This is a genomic window from Cobetia sp. BL01, from assembly GCF_056493605.1.
Window position 1 is genome coordinate 127378 of sequence record NZ_JBVBEE010000007.1, and the last position, 19571, is coordinate 146948.

The 19571-nt window shown below is 63.1% G+C and carries 17 protein-coding genes; 12 read left to right on the top strand and 5 right to left on the bottom strand.

Annotation, left to right across the window (positions count from 1 at the left end; translation table 11 throughout):
• Positions 1–66: 66 nt before the first annotated feature.
• From ACZYGA_RS13240 to ACZYGA_RS13250, 3 genes are read left to right on the top strand one after another with little or no spacing between them, the layout of a single operon-like run.
• The gene (locus ACZYGA_RS13240) at positions 67–642 is read left to right on the top strand and encodes a TRAP transporter small permease (protein WP_479399336.1); all 576 of its coding nucleotides are present in this window, start codon (positions 67–69) and stop codon (positions 640–642) included.
• Entirely contained in the window at positions 639–1916 is a 1278-nt protein-coding gene (locus ACZYGA_RS13245; RefSeq protein WP_077377007.1) for a TRAP transporter large permease, read from the top strand. The genes ACZYGA_RS13240 and ACZYGA_RS13245 overlap by 4 nt, the downstream gene beginning before the upstream one ends.
• A gap of 6 nt (positions 1917–1922) precedes the next feature.
• Positions 1923–2684 (top strand): M15 family metallopeptidase, encoded by a 762-nt coding sequence (locus ACZYGA_RS13250; RefSeq protein ID WP_479399338.1) that lies wholly within the window; start codon positions 1923–1925, stop codon positions 2682–2684.
• A 113-nt stretch (positions 2685–2797) separates the two neighbouring features.
• Here the strand turns inward: ACZYGA_RS13250 and ACZYGA_RS13255 are convergent, their stop codons facing one another.
• Both ACZYGA_RS13255 and ACZYGA_RS13260 read right to left on the bottom strand, forming a co-directional pair.
• Positions 2798–4075 (bottom strand): Zn-dependent hydrolase, encoded by a 1278-nt coding sequence (locus tag ACZYGA_RS13255; RefSeq protein WP_254627160.1) that lies wholly within the window; start codon positions 4073–4075, stop codon positions 2798–2800.
• 49 nt (positions 4076–4124) lie between these two features.
• Positions 4125–4946 carry a FadR/GntR family transcriptional regulator gene (locus tag ACZYGA_RS13260; RefSeq protein ID WP_175090271.1) on the bottom strand — a complete coding sequence of 274 codons (822 nt, stop codon included), beginning with the start codon at positions 4944–4946 and terminating at the stop codon, positions 4125–4127.
• Positions 4947–5176: 230 nt separating this feature from the next.
• Between ACZYGA_RS13260 and ACZYGA_RS13265 the strand changes: the two genes are divergently transcribed.
• Entirely contained in the window at positions 5177–6586 is a 1410-nt protein-coding gene (locus ACZYGA_RS13265) for an NAD(P)/FAD-dependent oxidoreductase (protein WP_479399339.1), read from the top strand.
• A gap of 117 nt (positions 6587–6703) precedes the next feature.
• On the opposite strand, the gene ACZYGA_RS13270 is transcribed toward ACZYGA_RS13265, so the two are convergent.
• Entirely contained in the window at positions 6704–7876 is a 1173-nt protein-coding gene (locus ACZYGA_RS13270) for an alpha-hydroxy acid oxidase (RefSeq protein ID WP_077376993.1), read from the bottom strand.
• 362 nt (positions 7877–8238) lie between these two features.
• Between ACZYGA_RS13270 and bla the strand changes: the two genes are divergently transcribed.
• The 6 genes from bla (at position 8239) to ACZYGA_RS13300 (ending at position 14631) form a co-directional block, all read left to right on the top strand.
• On the top strand, positions 8239–9201 hold the full coding sequence (gene bla / locus ACZYGA_RS13275; protein ID WP_479399341.1) for a class A beta-lactamase: 963 nt from the start codon (positions 8239–8241) through the stop codon (positions 9199–9201).
• Positions 9202–9427: 226 nt separating this feature from the next.
• On the top strand, positions 9428–10534 hold the full coding sequence (locus ACZYGA_RS13280) for an NADH:flavin oxidoreductase/NADH oxidase (RefSeq protein WP_175090268.1): 1107 nt from the start codon (positions 9428–9430) through the stop codon (positions 10532–10534).
• Between the two features lie 303 nt (positions 10535–10837).
• On the top strand, positions 10838–11794 hold the full coding sequence (locus ACZYGA_RS13285; protein WP_479399343.1) for an NAD(P)-dependent oxidoreductase: 957 nt from the start codon (positions 10838–10840) through the stop codon (positions 11792–11794).
• 141 nt (positions 11795–11935) lie between these two features.
• Positions 11936–12685 (top strand): class II aldolase/adducin family protein, encoded by a 750-nt coding sequence (locus tag ACZYGA_RS13290; RefSeq protein WP_404983883.1) that lies wholly within the window; start codon positions 11936–11938, stop codon positions 12683–12685.
• An 84-nt stretch (positions 12686–12769) separates the two neighbouring features.
• Entirely contained in the window at positions 12770–13444 is a 675-nt protein-coding gene (locus ACZYGA_RS13295; RefSeq protein ID WP_175090266.1) for a TetR/AcrR family transcriptional regulator, read from the top strand.
• Between the two features lie 2 nt (positions 13445–13446).
• Entirely contained in the window at positions 13447–14631 is a 1185-nt protein-coding gene (locus ACZYGA_RS13300; protein WP_479399345.1) for a pyridoxal phosphate-dependent aminotransferase, read from the top strand.
• A 108-nt stretch (positions 14632–14739) separates the two neighbouring features.
• Here the strand turns inward: ACZYGA_RS13300 and ACZYGA_RS13305 are convergent, their stop codons facing one another.
• The gene (locus ACZYGA_RS13305; RefSeq protein ID WP_077376973.1) at positions 14740–14958 is read right to left on the bottom strand and encodes a TIGR02450 family Trp-rich protein; all 219 of its coding nucleotides are present in this window, start codon (positions 14956–14958) and stop codon (positions 14740–14742) included.
• 88 nt (positions 14959–15046) lie between these two features.
• Positions 15047–15964 carry a helix-turn-helix domain-containing protein gene (locus ACZYGA_RS13310; RefSeq protein ID WP_479399347.1) on the bottom strand — a complete coding sequence of 306 codons (918 nt, stop codon included), beginning with the start codon at positions 15962–15964 and terminating at the stop codon, positions 15047–15049.
• Positions 15965–16120: 156 nt separating this feature from the next.
• On the opposite strand from ACZYGA_RS13310, the gene ACZYGA_RS13315 reads away from it, so the two are divergent.
• Both ACZYGA_RS13315 and ACZYGA_RS13320 read left to right on the top strand, forming a co-directional pair.
• Positions 16121–17350 carry an MFS transporter gene (locus tag ACZYGA_RS13315; RefSeq protein ID WP_479399348.1) on the top strand — a complete coding sequence of 410 codons (1230 nt, stop codon included), beginning with the start codon at positions 16121–16123 and terminating at the stop codon, positions 17348–17350.
• A gap of 140 nt (positions 17351–17490) precedes the next feature.
• The gene (locus ACZYGA_RS13320) at positions 17491–19455 is read left to right on the top strand and encodes a bifunctional 2',3'-cyclic-nucleotide 2'-phosphodiesterase/3'-nucleotidase (protein ID WP_175090255.1); all 1965 of its coding nucleotides are present in this window, start codon (positions 17491–17493) and stop codon (positions 19453–19455) included.
• The last annotated feature ends 116 nt before the right edge of the window (positions 19456–19571 follow it).

Genomic DNA, 19571 nt, shown 5'->3' on the forward strand with positions numbered 1-19571 from the left:
TGCCCGGGCAATGTCGTCCGGGCATCGGGGCTTTGATTCTCCCTCCTTTCTGGTGGATTGCGGTAAATGACTTCCATGACTCCTTCACGACTGTCTTCCTTCAGGGAAGGCCTGCTGCATGCCTGTGGCCGCGTGACGCTGGCGCTCGCGGCGATGCTGCTGGCTTCCACGGTGCTGATCATGCTCTACGGCGTGGTGATGCGCTATGTACTGGGCGGCGCGCCCATCTGGGTCGATGAGCTGACCCGCTATCTCATCATCGCCAGTGTCATGCTGGCGATCGGCGTCGTCTGGGCAGAAGGGGCACACATGCGCGTGGCGCTGCTGGAACGGCGTCTGCCTCCGCGCATGGCCAGGGGGCTGATCCATTACCAATGGTGGCTGACGCTCGTATTGATGGCCGGCGCGACCTGGATGACCTGGCACTACGCCATGTCGGCGAGCATGTTCCGCACCATGGGGCTGGGCATCAGCCGCAGCGTGCCGATGCTGTCGATGCCGATCGGTTTCGCGTTGATCACGGCCCAGGTGCTGTTGCATGGCCCACGGCCGCTGAGATCCCAGACACTGGAGATCGCACCGGACGAGGAGGCCGCCGACCTTCCGGCGCATGATGACAAGACAGGAGGGCCGCGCACATGATCTGGGCAATGCTGGCCATCTTCGTGGTGCACGTCCTGCTGGGCCTGCCGCTGTTTCTCTCCCTGCTCGCCACCGCCGTGACCGGATTTCTGTTCATCGATATCTCGATGCTGGAACGTCTCGGACCACAGCAGTTCTTCGGTGGCATCAATGCCTTCTCGCTGATGGCGATTCCGCTGTTCATCCTTGCCGGCAACCTGATGAACATCAGTGGCCTGACCGAGCGCCTCATGCGCCTGGCGCGGCTGATGGTCGGGCATCTGCGCGGTGGCATGGGCCACGTGAACGTCGTCTCCAGCGTCTTCTTCGCCGGCGTCAATGGCTCGGCGGTCGCCGATACCTCCGCGCTCGGCTCGCTGCTGGTGCCCGCCATGCGCAAGGAAGGCTATTCGACGTCCTTCGCCGCAGGCCTGACCGCAGGCAGCTCGTTGATCGGCCCGATCATTCCGCCCAGCATCTTCATGATCCTCTACGCCTCGCTGACCAATACCTCCGTGGGCAGCCTGTTCCTGGCCGGGGTCGTGCCCGGACTGGTATTGGCGGTGGCGTTCATGGCGATGAACGCCTGGTATGCCCGTCGCCATGGCCTGCAGGCGCGCGGTCAGGCACCGGCACGCAGTGAAGTGATCTCGGCAATCATCGGCGCGCTGCCGGCACTGGTCGCGCCGGTGATCATCGTCTCCGGTATCGTGCTGGGCATCGTGACCCCGACGGAATCCGGCGCCTTGATCGTCGCTTACGTGCTGCTCTGCGGGTTGTGCCAGGGGCCGCTCAAGCTTGTCGAGGTATGGGGTGCCATCAAGGATACGGCGCGTCTGACCAGTGCCATCTTCGTGATCATGGCGGTGTCGTCCATCGTCAGCTGGCTGCTGTCCTATGCCCAGGTGCCCAATCAGTTCGTGGCCTTGCTGACGCCCTACATCGACAGCCCGATCCTGATCCTGTTGCTGCTCAGTGCCATCACCTTCGTCACCGGCATGTTCATGGAAGAGGTCTCGGCGCTGATGCTGCTGACACCGATCTTCGTGCCCGTGGCCATGGCCGCCGGCATCGACCCCGTGCATCTGGGTGTCATCATCACGCTCAATATCACCATCGCGCTGATCACGCCGCCGATGGGGGCCTGCGTCTTCGTGGCCGCCGCGGTCAGCAAGCTCGAGATCACCTCACTGTTTCGCACCATCTGGCCCTTCGTGCTGGTGGCGGTCGCGGTACTGCTGATGCTGATCGTCTTCCCGCCCTTAACTCTGTGGTTGCCGACCCTGTCTGGATAACACCTCATGACGTCATCACTGACTTTTACGCCTCCTGCCATCCCGAGTCATGACGAGCCGGATTGGTCGCAGGTGACCTGCATCCCCGTGAAGGGCTGTGACAGTCCTCTGGTGCCCACCAGCCTCGGGCCGTCATGCCTGAAGGTCTATCCCGCCTACGCACGCCTCGGCATTCCCGGGGCGGTCAATGAATGTCTGGTGCGGCGTGCGGTGTATCAGCGCCTGCTGCAGGCCGCACGCGCCTTGCCGGAAGGGCTGTCGCTGGTGGTGATGGATGGCTGGCGACCCTGGCGGGTACAGCAGTATCTGTTCGAGACGCTGTATCAGTCGCTCAAGACGCATGACCCCTCGCTTTGCGAGGCCCAGCTGCTGGCGCGTACGCGGGAGTTCGTCTCCTTGCCCAGTCGTGATCCTGACGCGCCGAGCCCGCACCTCACCGGCGGTGCCGTGGATGTCACGATCTGCGATGCCGATGGCTTGCTGCTCGAGATGGGGACGCTGTTCGATGAGGCGACACCTGAGTCCCACGCGGACTATTTCGAACGTCATCCGCCTGGCGCAGACACGCCCCAGGCTGCGGCACGCGACAACCGGCGGCTGCTCTATCACGTCATGGCCCAGGCCGGTTTCACCAACCTGCCCAGCGAATGGTGGCACTTCGACTTCGGGGATCAGCTCTGGGCCTGGTACCGCGGCGAGCCCGAGGCACTCTTCGGTCCGGCGGAGATGGACAGCATCGAGAGTCTCTGGAAGCGGTCTCTTCAATAGCGACTCATGGCGGGTCGCACGGATTGGCCATGCACAGCGCCAGACACAAGACGCCCCGCTCGATGACCTCTCGAGCGGGGCGTCTTGTCATCCTGTGCAAGGGAAATCACGCCTCAGCTGACGATCTCGGCCTGATCGAGCATGGCGTGGAAGAGCACGTTGCAGCCGGCGTGCAGGTCCTTGGGGGCGGCATTCTCGATCTCGTTGTGGCTGATACCGCCTTCGCAGGGGACGAAGATCATGCCGGCGGGAGCGATACGGCCCATGAAGATGGCGTCGTGACCGGCACCGCTGACTATGTCGAGATGCGAGTAGCCGAGCTGGCTGGCGGCATTGCGCACCGCGTTCACGCAGTTGTCGGCGAAGTGCTCGGGGACGAAGTCGGCGGTAGGGGTGAGCTCGAAGGCCAGACGGTGACGTTGGCTGACGGCTTCGACGACTTCCTTGAGTTCGGCGACCATCGCGGTGAGGGAGTCGGGCTCCAGCGAGCGCAGGTCGATGGTCATGTTGACCTGACCCGGGATGACGTTGCGAGAGCCCGGATGGACCTGCATCACCCCCACGGTGCCGCGACCGTGCGGTGCATGCTCGATGGCGATGCGATTGACGGCGACGGTGATCTCGGCCGCGCCGAGCATGGCGTCCTGGCGCAGCGACATGGGCGTGGGGCCCGCATGGGCTTCCTGGCCGGTCAGCGACAGATCGAACCAGCGTTGGCCCAGCGCACCCATCACCACGCCGATGGTGGTCTCTTCATCTTCCAGGATCGGGCCCTGCTCGATATGGCTCTCGAAGAAGGCGCGCACGTTCTCGCGGGGGATCTCATCGCTGCCCCGATAGCCGATGGCATCCAGCGCTTCGCCGGCGGTCACGCCATCCGTGTCCTTCTGAGCCAGCATCTCGTGCAATGACAACTGGCCGGTATGCACACCGGACCCCATCATGCAGGGCGCAAAGCGACAGCCTTCCTCGTTGGTCCAGACCACCACCTCCACCGGGCAGCGGGTCTTGATGTCGTGCTGGTTGAGGCTGCGCAGCACTTCCAGTCCCGCCATCACCCCGAAGCAGCCATCGAACTTGCCGCCCGTGGGCTGGGTATCGATGTGGCTGCCGGTCATCACCGCCGGGGCGTCCGGATCGGTGCCGGCGCGGCGCGCAAAGATGTTGCCGATGGCATCGATACGGATCGTGCAGCCTTCGGCCTTGCACCATTGAATGAAGAGGTCGCGCGCCTGGCGGTCCAGTTCGGTCAACGCCTGGCGGTTGACGCCGCCCTTGGGCGTGGCGCCCAGCTCGGCCAGGGTCATCAGGGATTGCCACAGGCGATCACTGTCGGTGCGCAGCTCGCTCAGGGTGCTGACGGGGGAGGTATCCATCTGGGCAGTGGTCATCGATTTCCTTCCTCTCGTGAATATTGTTCTTGTGATGTGTCGTGCGGTTTCAGGCTCTGCTGTCGGCCATCAGCTGCGCCGGAGTGACGAGCAGCTGGTCGGCCATTTCCACCTCGAGGGCCGTCATATGGTGCTCGGCATCCTGCATGTGCTCCGTCATGAGCTGACGGACCTGTTCGTGATCCTGCTGGCGGAACGCCGTGATCAGGCCGGTGTGGTAATGCTGATTGGCGGCATCGAACTGCTTGCGCTCCGGGAGATAGGCCTTCTTGATGACGACAAGCTCGTGCAGCATGTCGTTGAGGAACTGGCACATGAAGCTGAGCAGCGGGTTGGGACAGGCGCGCGCCAGTACCTGATGGAACTCGATTTCCAGAAAACGCTGGCGACGCTGGTCCTCGCCCTGTGGCTGATGGCAACTGCAGTCACTGACATTGTGCTCGAGCGCGACCAGATCCTCTTCGCTGAGCAGGCCCACCACCGATACCGCCATCTCGACTTCCAGCAGCCGGCGCAGCTGATAGACCTGGGCGCCATTGAGCGTCTTGAAGTGCAGGAAGCTTCTCAGCATGCGACTGGCGGGCTCCATGCTCGGCGCATTCAGCACGGCGCCGCCATTGGGGCCCGTCTTCAGCGTGATCAAGCCTTCGACTTCCAGAATCTTGAGGGCTTCACGCAGCGTGCCCTTGGCGCAGCCGTACTGGGCCATCAGCGCCTTCTCGTTGGGTAGCCGGTCACCTTCGCTCAACCCGTCACGCACGATGCTGCGCCTCAGGTCATCGCTGATCAGCTCGGCCAGTTTCTGGCGTTTGGGAGCGCCAGAGCCATTGCTGGTGCGTGACGTGATCAGTGGTGGAGGCGATGTCGGCATGCGATGTCCTGAGCGGAGGCGAGTCATTCATATTTATTCGTATAAATAAGCTTTAGTCGCGGACTCGAGCGCTGTCAAACCCGCAATGCGCACGTGAGCGTCGCGAATTCGATCAAGGGCATGACGCGTCGCATCAAAGGCTGCGCATTGGCGAAGTTCCGGGTGGCAGTCTTGAAAAGCGCCTGGTCTGACATAAGGTTTCTCTATTCGACCCCGCGAAAGGAGGCCCTATGGAAACGCATGATTCTCAGCGAACGCGTGACGCCGATATCGTTATCGTCGGTGGCGGTGCCGGCGGACTGGAACTGGCGGTTCGCCTGGCCAAGGCAGGCCACAAGGACGTGTTGCTGATCGATCGCGACACCAGTCACGTGTGGAAGCCGCGCCTGCATGAGATCGCGGCGGGCCTCGGACGGCGCCAGGTCGATGAGTTGGGGTATGCCGGTCTGGCGGAGCAGTGGGGATTTCGCTTCGAGTGCGGCGCCCTCGAAGGCGTGGACCCTGAACAACGCCAGATCACCCTTGCGGCGATACCGGGCAGGGAAGATGACGCGACCGCCGAGGTGCCGGTCCGCGTCAGAGGTTATCGCCAGCTGGTACTGGCCTTGGGAGGGGTGACACCTGACATGGGCGTCGAGGGCGTGCTGAAGCATGCCTGTCTGCTTGACTCGCCCGAAGACGCCGAACGTATTGCCGAGCGCTTCTCGCGTGGCTTGCTGGCCAACCATGTGGCAAGGGAAACAGCATCGACAGGGGATTCAAGCGCGTCAGCCCCCCAGGATGGTGCCAAGGATGGTGCTCAAGAGTCTCCGGGGCGGCCGTATCAGGTGGTGATCGTCGGCTCGGGTGCCACCGGTGTCGAGCTCGCCGCCTATCTGCATGAGGCGCGTGGCAGACATGATGCGCCTGCGCCGAAGGACTCGCGGGTCGAGATCACGATCCTCGAGGCCACCGAGACCTTCATGCCGGGGGTCTCCGAGGAACTGCGCGAGGCGATCCATCAGCGACTCGAGGCACAGGGCATCAATATCGAACTGTCTCGTCAGGTCGCCAAGGTATCACCCGGCAGCGTCGAGATCAGCGAAGGTGACGAGTCCGTGACTCGCGAGGCAGACCTGGTGGTCTGGGCGGCGGGGCGTGTGGGGCCTGCCATCGTCGAGGAGGTCGAAGGTCTGGCCAGCAACAAGAAGCGTCAATGGAAGGTGACGCCCGGACTGCAATGCCTTGAGCAGGAAGCCATCTACGCGCTGGGCGACTGTGCCTGCATCGATGAGGCACCCTTGCCACCCACGGCACAGGTGGCCAGCGAACAGGCCAAGTTCCTGGCGGAAGAACTGCCGCGTCGCCAGCAGGGCGAGGCGGCTCAGGTCTTCGAGTTCAAGGATCGCGGCACGCTGTTGTCGCTGGCCAGGGCGGGCAGCGTCGGTGAGCTCGGTGGCAAGCTCAGCGCCAAGCTGAGTAACGCACAAGGCAACGATGGGCATGAGGATCTGCAGGTGAGAGGGCGCTTTGCACGCGCGGCCTACCAAGGACTGCAGCGTCAGCATCAGTTCCTGCTGCTGGGGCCGCTCAAGGGCTCAGCCGAGGTGGTCAGTGATGTGTTGCGCCACGCCATGGGGCCGCGACTCAAGGTGCATTGAGGCAAGCCGGTGCGCTGGCCCGAGAGGGCAGCGTGCACAGGATGACAGGCCGACATGTGCCGTGGTTGATTCCACCGGCGCATGTCGGCCGTCGTCGTCATCAAAGGCTCGTGTTTCTCACGAGCTTCTGGTCTGTGAACTGGCCACCGGATAGGTGCCGGGCCTGAGAATTCGCGTGTCCACGTCGTGGATATCCCGCAGTCCGCACAGGGCCAGCGTCGTGTCGAGCTCCTTGTGGATGATCTCTAGGGTCTTCGTCACGCCTTGCTCGCCCATGGCGCCGAGTCCATACAGGAAGGCGCGTCCCAGATAGACGCCCTTGGCGCCCATCGCCACCGCCTTGAGCACATCCTGGCCAGAGCGAATCCCGCCATCCATGTGGACCTCTGTCCTGTCGCCGACCGCCGCGAGAATGTCCGGCAGAGCGGAGATGGAGGAGGCCGCACCATCGAGCTGACGTCCACCGTGGTTGGAGACGATCACGGCATCGGCGCCTGCCTGAACGGCCATCTCGGCATCCTCCGGCTCCATGATGCCCTTGATGATCAACTTGCCGCCCCAGCGATCCTTGATCCATTTGATGTCATCCCAGCTCAGGCTGGGGTCGAACTGACTGGCGGTCCATTTCGACAGGGAGCTGAGGTTGTCGGCGTCCTTCACGTGACCGGCGATGTTGCCGAAGCTGTGGCGCTTCGTCTTCAGCATGCCGGCGCACCAGCGCCACTTGGTCGCCAGGTTTAGCGCGGTGGCCACGGTGGGGCGAGGAGGGACGCTCAGGCCATTGATCAGGTCCTTGTGGCGCTGGCCGATGATCTGCAGGTCAGCGGTGAGCACCAGCGCGGAACATTCCGCCGCCTTGGCGCGATCGATCAGCCGCCCGATGTAATCCTTGTCGCGCATCACGTAGAGCTGGAACCAGAAGGGGCGTGTGCTGACGGATGCGACATCCTCGATGGAGCAGATGCTCATGGTCGAGAGCGTGAAGGGCACGCCGAAGTCACTCGCCGCGCGCGCGGCCAGCATCTCGCCATCGGCATGCTGCATGCCGGTGAGGCCAGTGGGCGCGATCGCCACCGGCATGGCCACATCCTCTCCCAGCATCTGCGTGCGCAGGGTGCGATTGTCCATGTCGACCATCACCCGTTGACGCAGTCCGATGGCGGCAAAATCAGCCTCGTTGGCGCGATAGGTGGTTTCCGTCCATGAGCCGGAGTCGGCATAGTCGTAGAACATCTTCGGCACACGGCGTTTCGCCAAGCGTTGCAGATCATTGATGCAGGTGATGGTCATGCAGAACTCCATCCAAGGAGAGAAGGCGGATCGTTCGAGGTTCAGGGACATCGCCAAGGGGATGCTGGGCTTATTGTCTCCGATGGATGGGGGGTTCACCATTGGCGATACGTCTATCTGTCGAGGACGCCTGTGCCATAGCATCATGGCAATGATGCAACCAACCTGCTGCACGACGTCTGCAGACGGACACGTTGACTGCGCGGCCTGAGGTGTCAGGTAGCGCCCCCATGAAAGGTGATGGACCCATGAGATTTGCCTGTAGCGCCTCAGCCGATGGTCGGCGCCCGACAACGCCGCGCGATCCGGCCAGGCCCCAAGGCGCGGCAAGGGCAAGAGTCCTGCGTCGTGGGCGTGACGCGATGCTGGCGTCCTGTCTGTCATGGCTGATGATCAGTCCGGCTCACGCAGCGTCCGTGGTCGCTTCCGAGGCGGAGCGTGAGGGGCTTGTGGTCGCCAATCTGCAGAAAATAGAGCAGCGGGTCGGCGCGCGCCTTGGTGTGACGGTACTGGATACTGCCGATGGCAGACGTGTCAGCTGGCGGGGTGATGAGCGTTTCCCCATGAGCAGCACCTTCAAGGTGCTGGCATGCGGCAATCTGCTCTCGCGGGTGGATGCCCGCCAGGAGTCGCTGTCACGCAAGGTGGAGATTCGCCCGGCGGATCTCGTGACCTACTCCCCCGTCACTGAACGTCAGGTGGAGGGCGATGGCATGACACTGGCGGCGTTGTGCCGCGCCACCATCACCACCAGCGACAATACCGCCGGCAACCTGATTCTCGATGCCATCGGTGGGCCTGTCGGGCTGACGAATTATCTGCGGACTCTGAAGGATGACAGCACACGTCTGGATCGTCGTGAAACGGCGCTCAATGAGGCCACTCCGGGTGACCCCCGTGATACCACCACCCCCGACGCGATGGCGTCCACCCTTCAGCGGCTGCTGCTGGGGGAGGCGCTGAGCGAGGCGTCGCGTCTCACGTTGCAGGGCTGGATGCTGGCCAATACCACGGGAAGTGACAAGCTGCGTGCCGCCTTGCCGGATGACTGGCAGATCGCTGACAAGACCGGGGGCGGGGGGCATGGCACCAACAATGATATCGCCATCATCTGGCCGCCGAATCACGCCCCGTTGATCGTGGCGGTCTATCTGACCGAGAGCGAGGCCGAGCGTGCGGTGCGTGACGCCGCGATTGCCGATGTCGGGCGTCTGCTGGTCTCCGAGGTACTGGCCATCGAGAGACTGGCCATCGAAGGACCGGCCACCGAAGGTGTGGACACGCACGCTGACATTGATCGCGTGACGCGTGAGAGAACGTGCTGAAAGAGCATGCCTGAAGTAGCGCGCCTGAGAGAGCCTGCGTGAAGCCTGGGCAACTCAGCGTTGCCGGCCCTGATGCCATCCTTTACTTGTGACTCCTGCCTCTCGCCCGCATTGTGCCTGAACTGTATCCGCAATGGTTTGCCGGGGGAGATGGTACCCGCTCCCCCTGTCATGTCCGCTCATGAGCCTTGCCCAACCTGTTCCTGCACGTGTCTGGAGGATATCCATGTCCACACTGTTTTCCCCGCTGAAGCTCGGCCCGCTCACGCTGGACAATCGCATCATCATTGCACCGATGTGCCAGTACTCCGCCCAGGATGGCCGGATGCAAGCCTGGCATGACCAGCATCTCGGCAATCTGGCCCAGTCAGGTGCCGGCCTGCTGATCTTCGAGGCCAGTGCCGTCTCCCCCGAAGGGCGTATCACCCATGGCGATGTGGGGCTCTTTGACGAGGCAACGCGTGACGCGATGCAAGGTGTCGTCGAGCGTATCCGTCGTTATTCGCCGATGCCGTTGGCCGTGCAGATCGGTCACGCGGGCCGCAAGGCCTCATGCGAGAAGCCCTGGGAGGGCGGAACTGCCATTGCTCCGGGACAACCCAACGGCTGGCAGACTCTGGCACCCAGCGCGATTCCCTTCAGTGAAGGGGGGCCGCTTCCCGAGGCGATGAGCGCCGAGCAGATCGCCCAGACCATCGACGCCTTCGTGGAAGCGGCCCGGCGTGCCGTCGAGATCGGTCTCGACGGGATCGAGCTGCACGCGGCGCATGGTTATCTGCTGCATCAATTCCTGTCACCGTTGAGCAATCAGCGCGAGGACGACTATGGCGGTTCACTGGAGAATCGCATGCGGCTGACGCTTGAGGTGTTCGACGCCGTTCGCGCCGCGATTCCTGACGAGGTCATGCTGGGCATCCGGATCAGCGCGACGGACTGGGTCGAGGGCGGCTGGGATCTCGCACAGAGCATCGAACTCGCCAAGGCGCTTGACCGCCGTGGCTGCCACTATCTGCATGTCTCAAGCGGCGGGCTCAGCGAGCAGCAGCAGATTCCGGTGGAGCCCAACTATCAAGTCCCGCACGCCGAGGCCTTGAAGGCTCAGGTGGTCATGCCCGTCATCGCGGTGGGCTTGATCACCGAGCCACAGCAGGCGGAAGACCTGCTGGTGACAGAGCGTGCCGATGCCATCGCCCTGGCGCGCGGCATTCTCTATGACCCGCGCTGGCCCTGGCATGCGGCCGCCGCGCTGGGAGATACCGTCAAGGTTTCGCCCCAGTATCTGCGTTGCCAGCCGCATGGTCTGAAGTCATTGCTGGAGAATCAGCAGGACTGAAGTCCGTGAAAGGACATCGATGACTGACGCCCGCGTTCATGAGCCCTTGCTCGATGATCGCGGGCGTTCTTGTTTGCTCAATCCCCTTTGCTCAATCCTCCTGGCGGCGCGAAGCCTCGATTTGAGGGAGGAGAGTGGAGAGGCGTTTGCGCCTCTCCTTGTGGCTCAAGGCGGCGCTGCGCCAGCAGGGCGATGAAGGCTCGGGGGAGTACAGGACGGCTGGCAGTAATTATACGAGTGTGCAATAGTGGCGGAAGATCCACCGCAACCCATTCGCTGCCAGTCGTGACACAAGGAGAGCCAATGCCAAGCCAAGCCCCGATTCTGGGTGTCTACCTGAGTGAATCCCTGGACCTGGACAGCCTCTACGGTGAGGCGCTGCGCCAGCTGGGCGAGGATGTCGTGCTGCAGAACCCGCATGAGATCGAAGACCCCACGGAGGTCGCGTTCGCCATCTGCTGGCAGCCGGGAGAAGACGCCTTCGCGCCGTACCCCAATCTCATGCTTGCCATGTCGATCGCGGCGGGGGTGGATGCTCTGCTCAGTCATCCGGGGCTGTCAGATGAGGTTCAGGTGGCACGGGTACGAGATCCGCATCAGGCATTTCTGATGGCCGGGTTTGCCGCGCATGAAGTGCTGCATCAAGAGCGCGAGTTTGCCGTCATGGCAGACAATGCCACGCGCCGTGAGTGGCAGCCCTTGCCGATGCGTGCGCCCGAGAAGGCGCAGGTGGCGGTGCTGGGCCACGGCAGCATGGGGCGCGCGGTGGTCACTTCGCTGTCGGCACTGGGATTCTCGGTGACGGTCGCCTGTCGCAGTGAACCTGTCGCAGCAGTGCAAGGCGTGTGCTATCTGACGGGCAACAATGCGGTGATGGCCGCGGCTCAGGGGGCGGATTACCTGATCAACATCCTGCCGCTGACTCCGGTCACCGAGAATGTGCTGAATGCGACCCTGTTCGCCCAGCTGCGGCCGGGGGCCTGGCTTGTGCAGATCGGCCGCGGCGAGCACCTGGTGGAAGCCGATCTCGATGCGGCACTGGCGTCCGGTCAGCTGGCGGGCGCGACGCTGGACGTCTTCCGCGAGGAGCCATTGGCGCCCAATCATCGCTGGTGGCAAGACGCGCGCCTGCGCATCACGCCGCATGTCGCCAGTGACTCGCTCCCCGAGGTGGTCGCCGAGCAGGTGGTGGCCACGGCGCGCGAGTTGCGCGATGGCCTGCCGCTCACGTTGGGCGTGGATCGCCAGCGCGGCTATTGAGGCCCTGGTCTATTGAGGACCTTGGCTATTGTGGCCCTCGGCTATTGAGGACCGGAAGGTGGAGGCGTCAAGGCTTTTCAGGGCTCTGCGGAGCCTTTCTCGACCCCAGACAGCGACATCTTGATCACAGGAGACAGCGACATGCAGGCATCGACCATGAGTGACGCGGAATGGCAGGCACGCCTTGATCTGGCAGCCTGCTATCGGTTGGCGGCGCACTACCGCATGACCGACCTGATCTATACCCACATCACGGCGCGAGTGCCGGGTGAGGAAGGGCACTTCCTGATCAATCCCTATGGTTGGCGCTGGGAGGAGATCACCGCATCCTCGCTGGTCAAGATCGACGTCAACGGCGAGAAGGTCGATGACAGCGCCGCGCGGGTCAATCCAGCCGGTTTCACCATTCACTCGGCGATTCATGCGGCAAGCCACTCTGCCAGCTGGATCATGCATACCCATACGCGCGCCGGCGTGGCGGTATCGAGCCTGGAAGAAGGACTGCTGCCGCTGAATCAGATCGCCCTGCAGTTCCATGGTCGCGTCTCCTACCACGACTACGAAGGCATCGCGCTGGATCTGGATGAGCGCGAACGCATCGTGGCAAGCCTTGGCGACAATCCGGCGCTGATCCTGCGCAATCATGGCCTGCTGACCACCGGTGCCTCTGCTGCCGAGATGTTCAACAACATGTTCTACCTCGAGCGCAGCTGCGAGATTCAGGTCGCGACCCTGTCCATGGGCCAGCCGGTGCGCCGTCTCTCGCCCGAGATCTGTGCGCATGTGGTCGACCAGTACGACATGGCCATCCATGAGGATGGCGATCTGGCACTGGAATGGGATTCCCACCTGCGTCTGCTGGAGAGCCTTGGCAGTGACTATCGTCGATAAGCCTTCCCTCGATGCGTGGCCGCTGTCACGTGAGAGTGAGGCAAGTGCGGCAATCCCGGCGTTGAGTGAAGGAGAGGGGCCCAGATGAGTCGCAAGGTGTTTCAGCGCCTTTCCCAGGATCAGCGTCGTCGCGACCTGCTGGAAGCCACGCTGAGCTGTGTCGCGCAGCATGGTCTGGCCGGCGCCAGCGTGCGCCGCGTGGCGGAGGCGGCCGGTGTCTCACCCGGGCTGATTCGCCACCACTTCGGCACCAAGGATGACATGGTGCGGGCCGCCTATGCCTACATGATGGGCCAGCTGACCTCCGATATCGCCGATGCCAGCCCGGTCAGTGATGAATCCTCGGCGTGTCGTCTGGCACGCTTCATCGCGGCGAGTCTCACGCAGCCCAATCTGGCCGCCCACAAGGTCTCCCTGTGGGCGACCTTCATCGGTCGGGTACGTCACGATGCCACCTACTCGGCGGTCCATCAGGAAACCTATCGCGAGTTTCTCGATCTGCTGCGGTTACTGATCCAACCCGTTCTGAGCGCCAATGATCAGCCCGCTGATGACGCTATCTGTGAGGAGCAGGCGATCGCCCTCAATGGCCTGATCGATGGTCTGTGGCTGGAAGGTGGGCTGGAACATGGCCTCTATGCCGTCGAGCGATTGCCCGGGATCGCCATGCGAGCGGCAGAGGGCATCCTGCGCCTGCCTCACGGCACCTTGCTTGAGCATGTCGAGATGACAACAACACCCCCACCTCACAGGAGTTGAGCATGCGCTACGCCACCATCACCGAACGATTGAGCGATCTGGGCGGTGACAAATGGGCCGTCCACAGTGCCGCTCGTCAGCGAATTCTGGCGGGAGAACCGATCATCGAGCTGACCATCGGAGAACCGGATATCGCCACACACCCGGCGCTGGTCGAGCGCTGTGTCGAGGCGCTGCGCGCCGGGCGTACCCGCTACTCCGATGGCCGTGGCGAACCGGGGCTGGTCGCGGCATTGGCCGAGCGCTACTCAGCGCGCATGCCCGAGATCAGCGCAGACAACGTGCTGTGTTTCCCCGGCACTCAGACGGCGCTGTTCGCGGTGATGCTGGCGCTGGTGGAAGAAGGATGCGGCGTACTGACCGGCGACCCCTATTACGCCACCTATGAGGGCGTGATCCGGGGTGCCGGCGGTGACCTGCAGCCGGTACCGCTGCGCATGGAGCATGGCTTCGTGTTGCAGCCGGAAGATCTGGCCGCGGCCATCACGCCGCAGAGTCGCGTATTGCTGCTCAATACGCCGCACAATCCGACGGGTGCGGTGATGGACCGTGCGACGCTCGAGCGCATCGGTGAGCTGTGTCGCGAGCATGACCTGTGGATCGTCTGTGATGAGGTCTATGAAGCGCTGATCTTCGCGGGCGAATTCGTCTCGCCGCTTGAGATCGAGGCACTGCGTGAGCGCACCGTGGTGGTGTCCTCCATCTCCAAGAGCCATGCTGCCACCGGCTTTCGCAGTGGCTGGGCCATCGGCTCAGCGGAATTCTGCCGCCGGCTGTTGCCTGTCTCGGAGACCATGCTGTTCGGCAACCAGCCCTTCATCGCCGACATGACCGAGGCCGCGCTGCGCGGGGATTTCGATACCACCGAGCGTCTTCGCGAATCACTCGGGCGCCGCGCGCGTCTGGTCCATGAGGCGCTGGCGGCCATCCCGCAGCTGTCCTCCAGCCTGCCCCAGGGTGGCATGTTCCTGATGGTCGATGTCTCACGCACCGGCCTGGACGGTGAGCAGTTCGCCTGGCGGCTGCTGGAACGGCAGCAGGTCGCGGTAATGCCCGGCAGTGTCTTCGGCGACTGCGGAAGGCCACTGGTACGTGTTGCCCTCACCGTGCCGGATGACACCCTGCTGGAAGCCGTGCAGCGCATGGCGACACTGTGTGATCAGCTGGAAGGGGAGGTCATCGTCTGAGGCGCGACTTCGGCCATGCACAGTCTTTCGCTCAATTTCGTGCAGGTTCACGCACAAACGCCGCTCATGAGCGGCGTTTGTGCGTTCAGCGATGCTCATTTCAGGAAATCATTTCCAGCCCATCTGCCAGACATCGTCCTGCTTCAGCTCACGCCAGCCCAGCACGTGATCGCGATGTGTCAGCACCGCCTGCAACACGACCTCGACCACATGCTCATCCTGATCATCACGAATCACGCGCGTGACGATGAAATGTCGCTCACGATTCCTGGGGGTCACGGCGGTCCATTTGCTCTGCAACAGTTTCTCGGGGTTGATGCGGTTCATGCAATGTCTCGTCGGTAAAAAGGAAAAGGGAAAATGAGGAACAGGGGAAGGTATCTGAACTGGGGTAACGGGAGGATGAATCTGACCCTCAAGTCACTTCTTGAGGCCGCTCACTGCCCGAGCGGCGTTGCTCGCGCTCCTGCAGGTAGCGCGCGGGCGTGGTCCCGAGCAGTTTCTTGAACATGCTGATGAAGGCGTTGACTGACTGATAGCCGACGTCTTCCGAGACGCGCTGCACGCTCATGCCTTCGGCCAGCAGGCGAATCGCCACCACCAGGTGCAGTTGCTGGCGCCAGCGGCTGAAGCTCAAGCCGGTGTCACGCTGGATAAGCCGGGCGAGGGTGCGTTCGCTCATCGCCAGTTCGCTCGCCCACTCGGCCAGGGTGCGCCGATCATCCGGTGTCTTGATCAGGGCATCGCTGATGCGGGTCAGCCGCGGGTCTTCAGGCAAGGGCAGATGCAGACGTTCGCTGGGCATGCAGGCCAGTTCTTCCAGCAGGACATCGACCAGCCGCGCTGTCGGCCCCTGTTCAGGATATGGCTGGGGCAGCTCCGCCAGACGCAGCACCAGCTCACGCAACAGGGGCGAGATCGACAGCGTACAGCTGTGGCTCGGCATCTCAAGCGCTCCGGGCTCGATGAACAGGTGGCACACGCGGCCGCCACGGGTCAGGTGGTTGCTGTGGGGCAGGTTGCCGGGAATCCAGACGCCGCTGTGCGGCGGCACCATCCACAGCCCTTCCGGCACGCGGCTGGTCACGACGCCATGCAGGGCGATGACCAGCTGTCCCTTGCGATGCTGGTGGATCGGGACTTCCATCACCTGTTGTCCGGTATCCACATGCAGGGCGCTGGCCGGAATCTCGTAGATGTCCGGGTCATGTTCGCAGACGCTGCTGGAGAAGGGCACGGAGGAGTGACCGCTGGCGACTCCCGACGATGAGGTTGCGTCTCGCGTGGCAAGGGAAATCGGCGTCGCGGAGGTCCTAGAGGAGGTGGCTGGCATGTCGGCTCGCAGATTGTCCGATTTCAGGTATCTGATGTCATGATGGCTCAATTCTGCAGCGATATTGGCGATTACGCTATCGTTAATCTGCGCGGGAATTCACCTCTGATGTGTCGTCCCGCTATCTGTCCGTTCCAAGTTCGCTGCGAGCGTCTCATGACTGAACTCTGCCACTCTTCTCCTGTTCGGCGATTGAGCCATCCTGCCGTGTTGATCGCCGGCATCCTGATGATTGCCATGAATCTGCGTGCGCCCTTTACCAGTATCGCACCGTTGCTTGAGCGGCTGCAGGCGGCGCTGGGCTTCAATGCCACGGCGGCAGGGTTGCTGATGATTCTGCCGCTGTTGGCGTTCGTCGTGGTGTCCCCCTGGGTACCCCGTCTCGCACGTCATGTGGGGCTTGAGCGCAGTGTCTTCCTTGCCTTGCTGGCGATCGCCGCCGGCATCGTGCTGCGGGTGCAGGGCAACACGCTGGCGCTCTATGTGGGGATCGCCTTGATCGGGGCGGGCATCGCGGTGGGCAATGTGCTGTTGCCCAGTCTGGTCAAACGCAGCTTTCCCCGACACATCGCGCTGCTGACCTCCTGCTATGTGCTGACCATGGGCATCATGGCCGCCATCGCCTCGGCGGTGATGGTGCCGCTGGCGCAGGACAGTCCGGATGGCTGGCAATTCGCGATGCTCATCGTGGTCATCCTGCCATTGATGACGATGGTGATGTGGTGGCCACAGTTGTCACATCGCTCCCTGCCGGCGGCGAAGGAAGTCGAGAAGGGTGCCGCGGGTCCGGTGCGTCAGGCAGCCGTGTGGCGCTCGCCACTGGCCTGGCAGGTGACGCTGTTCATGGGGATCAATTCGCTGCTGTTCTATACCGTCAACAGCTGGCTGCCGAGCATGCTGGCGGACAACGGCTTTTCCCCGGAAAAGGCGGGATCGTTGCATGGCCTGCTGCAGTTGGCCTCAGCCTTGCCGGGGCTGATTCTGGTGCCTCTGATGCCGCGCCTGAAGGATCAACGCCTGATCGCCTTCGCGACGCCCTGCATGTCGCTGGCAGGGTTCATCGGGCTGTGGCTGATGCCGGGGTGGGCGCTGGTGTGGGTGCTGTTGCTGGGCGCGGGCTCCGGTGCCAGCTTCATTCTCGCCCTGTCGTTCATGGGGCTCAGAGCGCGCGATGCCATGCAATCGGCGTCGCTGTCGAGCATGGCGCAGACCCTGGGCTATCTGCTCGCGGCCATGGGGCCGCCGTTGATCGGGGCGCTCTACGATCGGCAGGGTGACTGGCAGCTGGCATTGATGGTGTGTGCCTCCCTCAGTGTGCTGATGGCGGGGATCGGCTGGCTGGCGGGCAGGGACCGCCAGTTGCCTGAGGCGTCGGCATCTGAATAATGGAGCGTTGCCCTGAAGGGCTACAGGAACATCCCCCCATGACAAGGAAGTGAGAGATGGCGAATGCATCATCCGGAAGGAAAGGTCAGCCGGCCTCTGGTACCAAAGAGGCTGCGGGGAACACTCGGCGTCCGTGTGCAATGCGTCGCCTGCGGGCAGCCATCCTCGGTCTGGCCAGCATTGGGGGTATCGTGATGATCGCTCAGCCAGCCAATGCCGCGACGCTGTCACTGCGCGTGATCGAGACCACCGACATCCACGCCAACGTGATGGATTACGACTATTACAAGGATCGTCCCAGCGTGCGCATCGGCCTGGTGCGGGCGGCGAGCCTGATCCAGCAGGCGCGTTCCGAGGTGGTCAACAGCGTGCTGCTGGACAACGGAGATCTCATTCAGGGCAGCCCGATGGGCGATTACATGGCGGCGGAAGGTCTCGAGGAGGGTGATGTCTTCCCGGCCTACAAGGTCATGAATCAGCTGGATTACGATGTCGGCAACATCGGCAATCATGAGTTCAATTACGGGCTCGAGTATCTCGAACGGGCGCTTTCCGGCGCGCAGTTCCCCTATGTGAACGCCAATCTGCTGGACGCCACGACCGGCGAGCCGTACTTCACGCCTTATCAGATCACCCCCCATGCCTTCACCGACAGTGAGGGCAACGCTCAGACAGTGAAGGTCGGCTATATCGGCTTTGCGCCGCCGCAGGTGATGACCTGGGATCGCAAGCACCTCAAGGGCCGCCTGACGGCCGAGGACATCACCGAGAGCGCCAGGCGCTGGGTACCCGAGATGCGCCGGGCGGGCGCGGATGTGGTGATCGCCATCCCACACTCCGGCATCTCGACTGACCCTTACCGGGTGATGGCCGAGAATTCGGTGTATTACCTTTCGCAGGTGGAAGGCATCGATGGCATCGCCTTCGGGCATGCCCATGCGGTCTTCCCCAGCGAGGAATTTGCTGAGGTGCCGGGGGCCGATATCGCCAAGGGCACCCTCAATGGGGTGCCGGCGATGATGCCGGGGCATTGGGGCAGCCATGTGGGCGTGATGGATCTCGAACTGAGCAATGACTCGGGCCAGTGGCGGGTGGTAAGTGGCCAGACAGAGGCACGCCCGATTCAGGTGGGTGGCGAGGCGCAGGTGGGGGAAGATGCCGAACTGGCGGCGTTGGTCGAGCATGAGCACGGCGCCACGCGGGAGTACGTCAACCGCAGCATCGGTCGCGCCAGTGCGGCGATGAAGAGCTATCTGGCGCTGGTGCAGGACGACCCGACGATCCAGATCGTCAATCGTGCCCAGGCTGATTACGTCAAACGCTTCGTCGAAGGCGACCCGGACCTGGAAGGTTTGCCGATTCTCTCGGCAGCCGCGCCGTTCAAGGTCGGTGGCCGTCACAATGACCCGACCCAGTTCACCGAGATGGAGGCCGGCGAGCTGAGCTTCCGCAATGCCGCCGACCTCTATCTCTATCCGAATACGCTGGTGGCGCTCAAGGTTACCGGCAAGGAAGTGCGGGAATGGCTAGAGTGCAGTGCCGGGCAGTTCCATCGCATTGACCCGAATCTCGCCACGCCCCAGCCCCTGATCAACTGGGAAGGTTTCCGCAGCTACAACTTCGATGTGATCGACGGCGTCGAGTATCAGGTGGATGTCACGCAGCCGGCGCGTTATGACGGCAATTGCGCGCTGATCGACTCCGATACCCACCGTATCCAGGGGCTTGCCTACGAGGGCGAGCCGGTCAAGGACGACGATGTCTTCCTGCTCGCGACCAACAACTATCGCGCCTACGGCGAGGACTTCCCCGGCACCGGAGAGTCGCATGTCGCCTTCGCGTCACCGGACGAGAATCGCAGCATTCTGGCCCAGTACATCTCGCGACAGACGCAGCAGCAGGGCGCGGTGGACCCTGCGGCGGATCACAACTGGCGTCTGGCCGCGATCGACACGGACACCCCGCTGGACATTCGCTTCACCACCGCCCCCGGCGAGGATGCGCAGCAGTTCATCGATGCCCAGGCGGTCTATCCGATGACGCTGGTAGATCAGGACGAGATGGGCTTTGCCCGCTATCGCGTCGGGCTGGACCGGATGCGATAGCCGAGGCAGCTCATTGTTGAGCACGTAGTTATTGGCCTGGATTCAGGTGGGAAAAAACGCCAGTCAGCGATTGCTGACTGGCGTTTTTTGTCGCCAGGCGCTACCCGCCATCTGTT

Excerpts from the sequence above, each read along its gene's own strand:
- ACZYGA_RS13265 (WP_479399339.1), top strand. The coding sequence starts at position 5,177 with ATGGAAACGCATGATTCTCAGCGAACGCGTGACGCCGATATCGTTATC.
- ACZYGA_RS13280 (WP_175090268.1), top strand. The coding sequence starts at position 9,428 with ATGTCCACACTGTTTTCCCCGCTGAAGCTCGGCCCGCTCACGCTGGAC.
- ACZYGA_RS13240 (WP_479399336.1), top strand. The coding sequence starts at position 67 with ATGACTTCCATGACTCCTTCACGACTGTCTTCCTTCAGGGAAGGCCTG.
- ACZYGA_RS13260 (WP_175090271.1), bottom strand. The coding sequence starts at position 4,946 with ATGCCGACATCGCCTCCACCACTGATCACGTCACGCACCAGCAATGGC.
- bla (WP_479399341.1), top strand. The coding sequence starts at position 8,239 with ATGCTGGCGTCCTGTCTGTCATGGCTGATGATCAGTCCGGCTCACGCA.
- ACZYGA_RS13305 (WP_077376973.1), bottom strand. The coding sequence starts at position 14,958 with ATGAACCGCATCAACCCCGAGAAACTGTTGCAGAGCAAATGGACCGCC.
- ACZYGA_RS13320 (WP_175090255.1), top strand. The coding sequence starts at position 17,491 with ATGCGTCGCCTGCGGGCAGCCATCCTCGGTCTGGCCAGCATTGGGGGT.
- ACZYGA_RS13270 (WP_077376993.1), bottom strand. The coding sequence starts at position 7,876 with ATGACCATCACCTGCATCAATGATCTGCAACGCTTGGCGAAACGCCGT.
- ACZYGA_RS13310 (WP_479399347.1), bottom strand. The coding sequence starts at position 15,964 with ATGCCAGCCACCTCCTCTAGGACCTCCGCGACGCCGATTTCCCTTGCC.
- ACZYGA_RS13300 (WP_479399345.1), top strand. The coding sequence starts at position 13,447 with ATGCGCTACGCCACCATCACCGAACGATTGAGCGATCTGGGCGGTGAC.
- ACZYGA_RS13315 (WP_479399348.1), top strand. The coding sequence starts at position 16,121 with ATGACTGAACTCTGCCACTCTTCTCCTGTTCGGCGATTGAGCCATCCT.
- ACZYGA_RS13285 (WP_479399343.1), top strand. The coding sequence starts at position 10,838 with ATGCCAAGCCAAGCCCCGATTCTGGGTGTCTACCTGAGTGAATCCCTG.
- ACZYGA_RS13250 (WP_479399338.1), top strand. The coding sequence starts at position 1,923 with ATGACGTCATCACTGACTTTTACGCCTCCTGCCATCCCGAGTCATGAC.
- ACZYGA_RS13295 (WP_175090266.1), top strand. The coding sequence starts at position 12,770 with ATGAGTCGCAAGGTGTTTCAGCGCCTTTCCCAGGATCAGCGTCGTCGC.
- ACZYGA_RS13245 (WP_077377007.1), top strand. The coding sequence starts at position 639 with ATGATCTGGGCAATGCTGGCCATCTTCGTGGTGCACGTCCTGCTGGGC.
- ACZYGA_RS13255 (WP_254627160.1), bottom strand. The coding sequence starts at position 4,075 with ATGACCACTGCCCAGATGGATACCTCCCCCGTCAGCACCCTGAGCGAG.
- ACZYGA_RS13290 (WP_404983883.1), top strand. The coding sequence starts at position 11,936 with ATGCAGGCATCGACCATGAGTGACGCGGAATGGCAGGCACGCCTTGAT.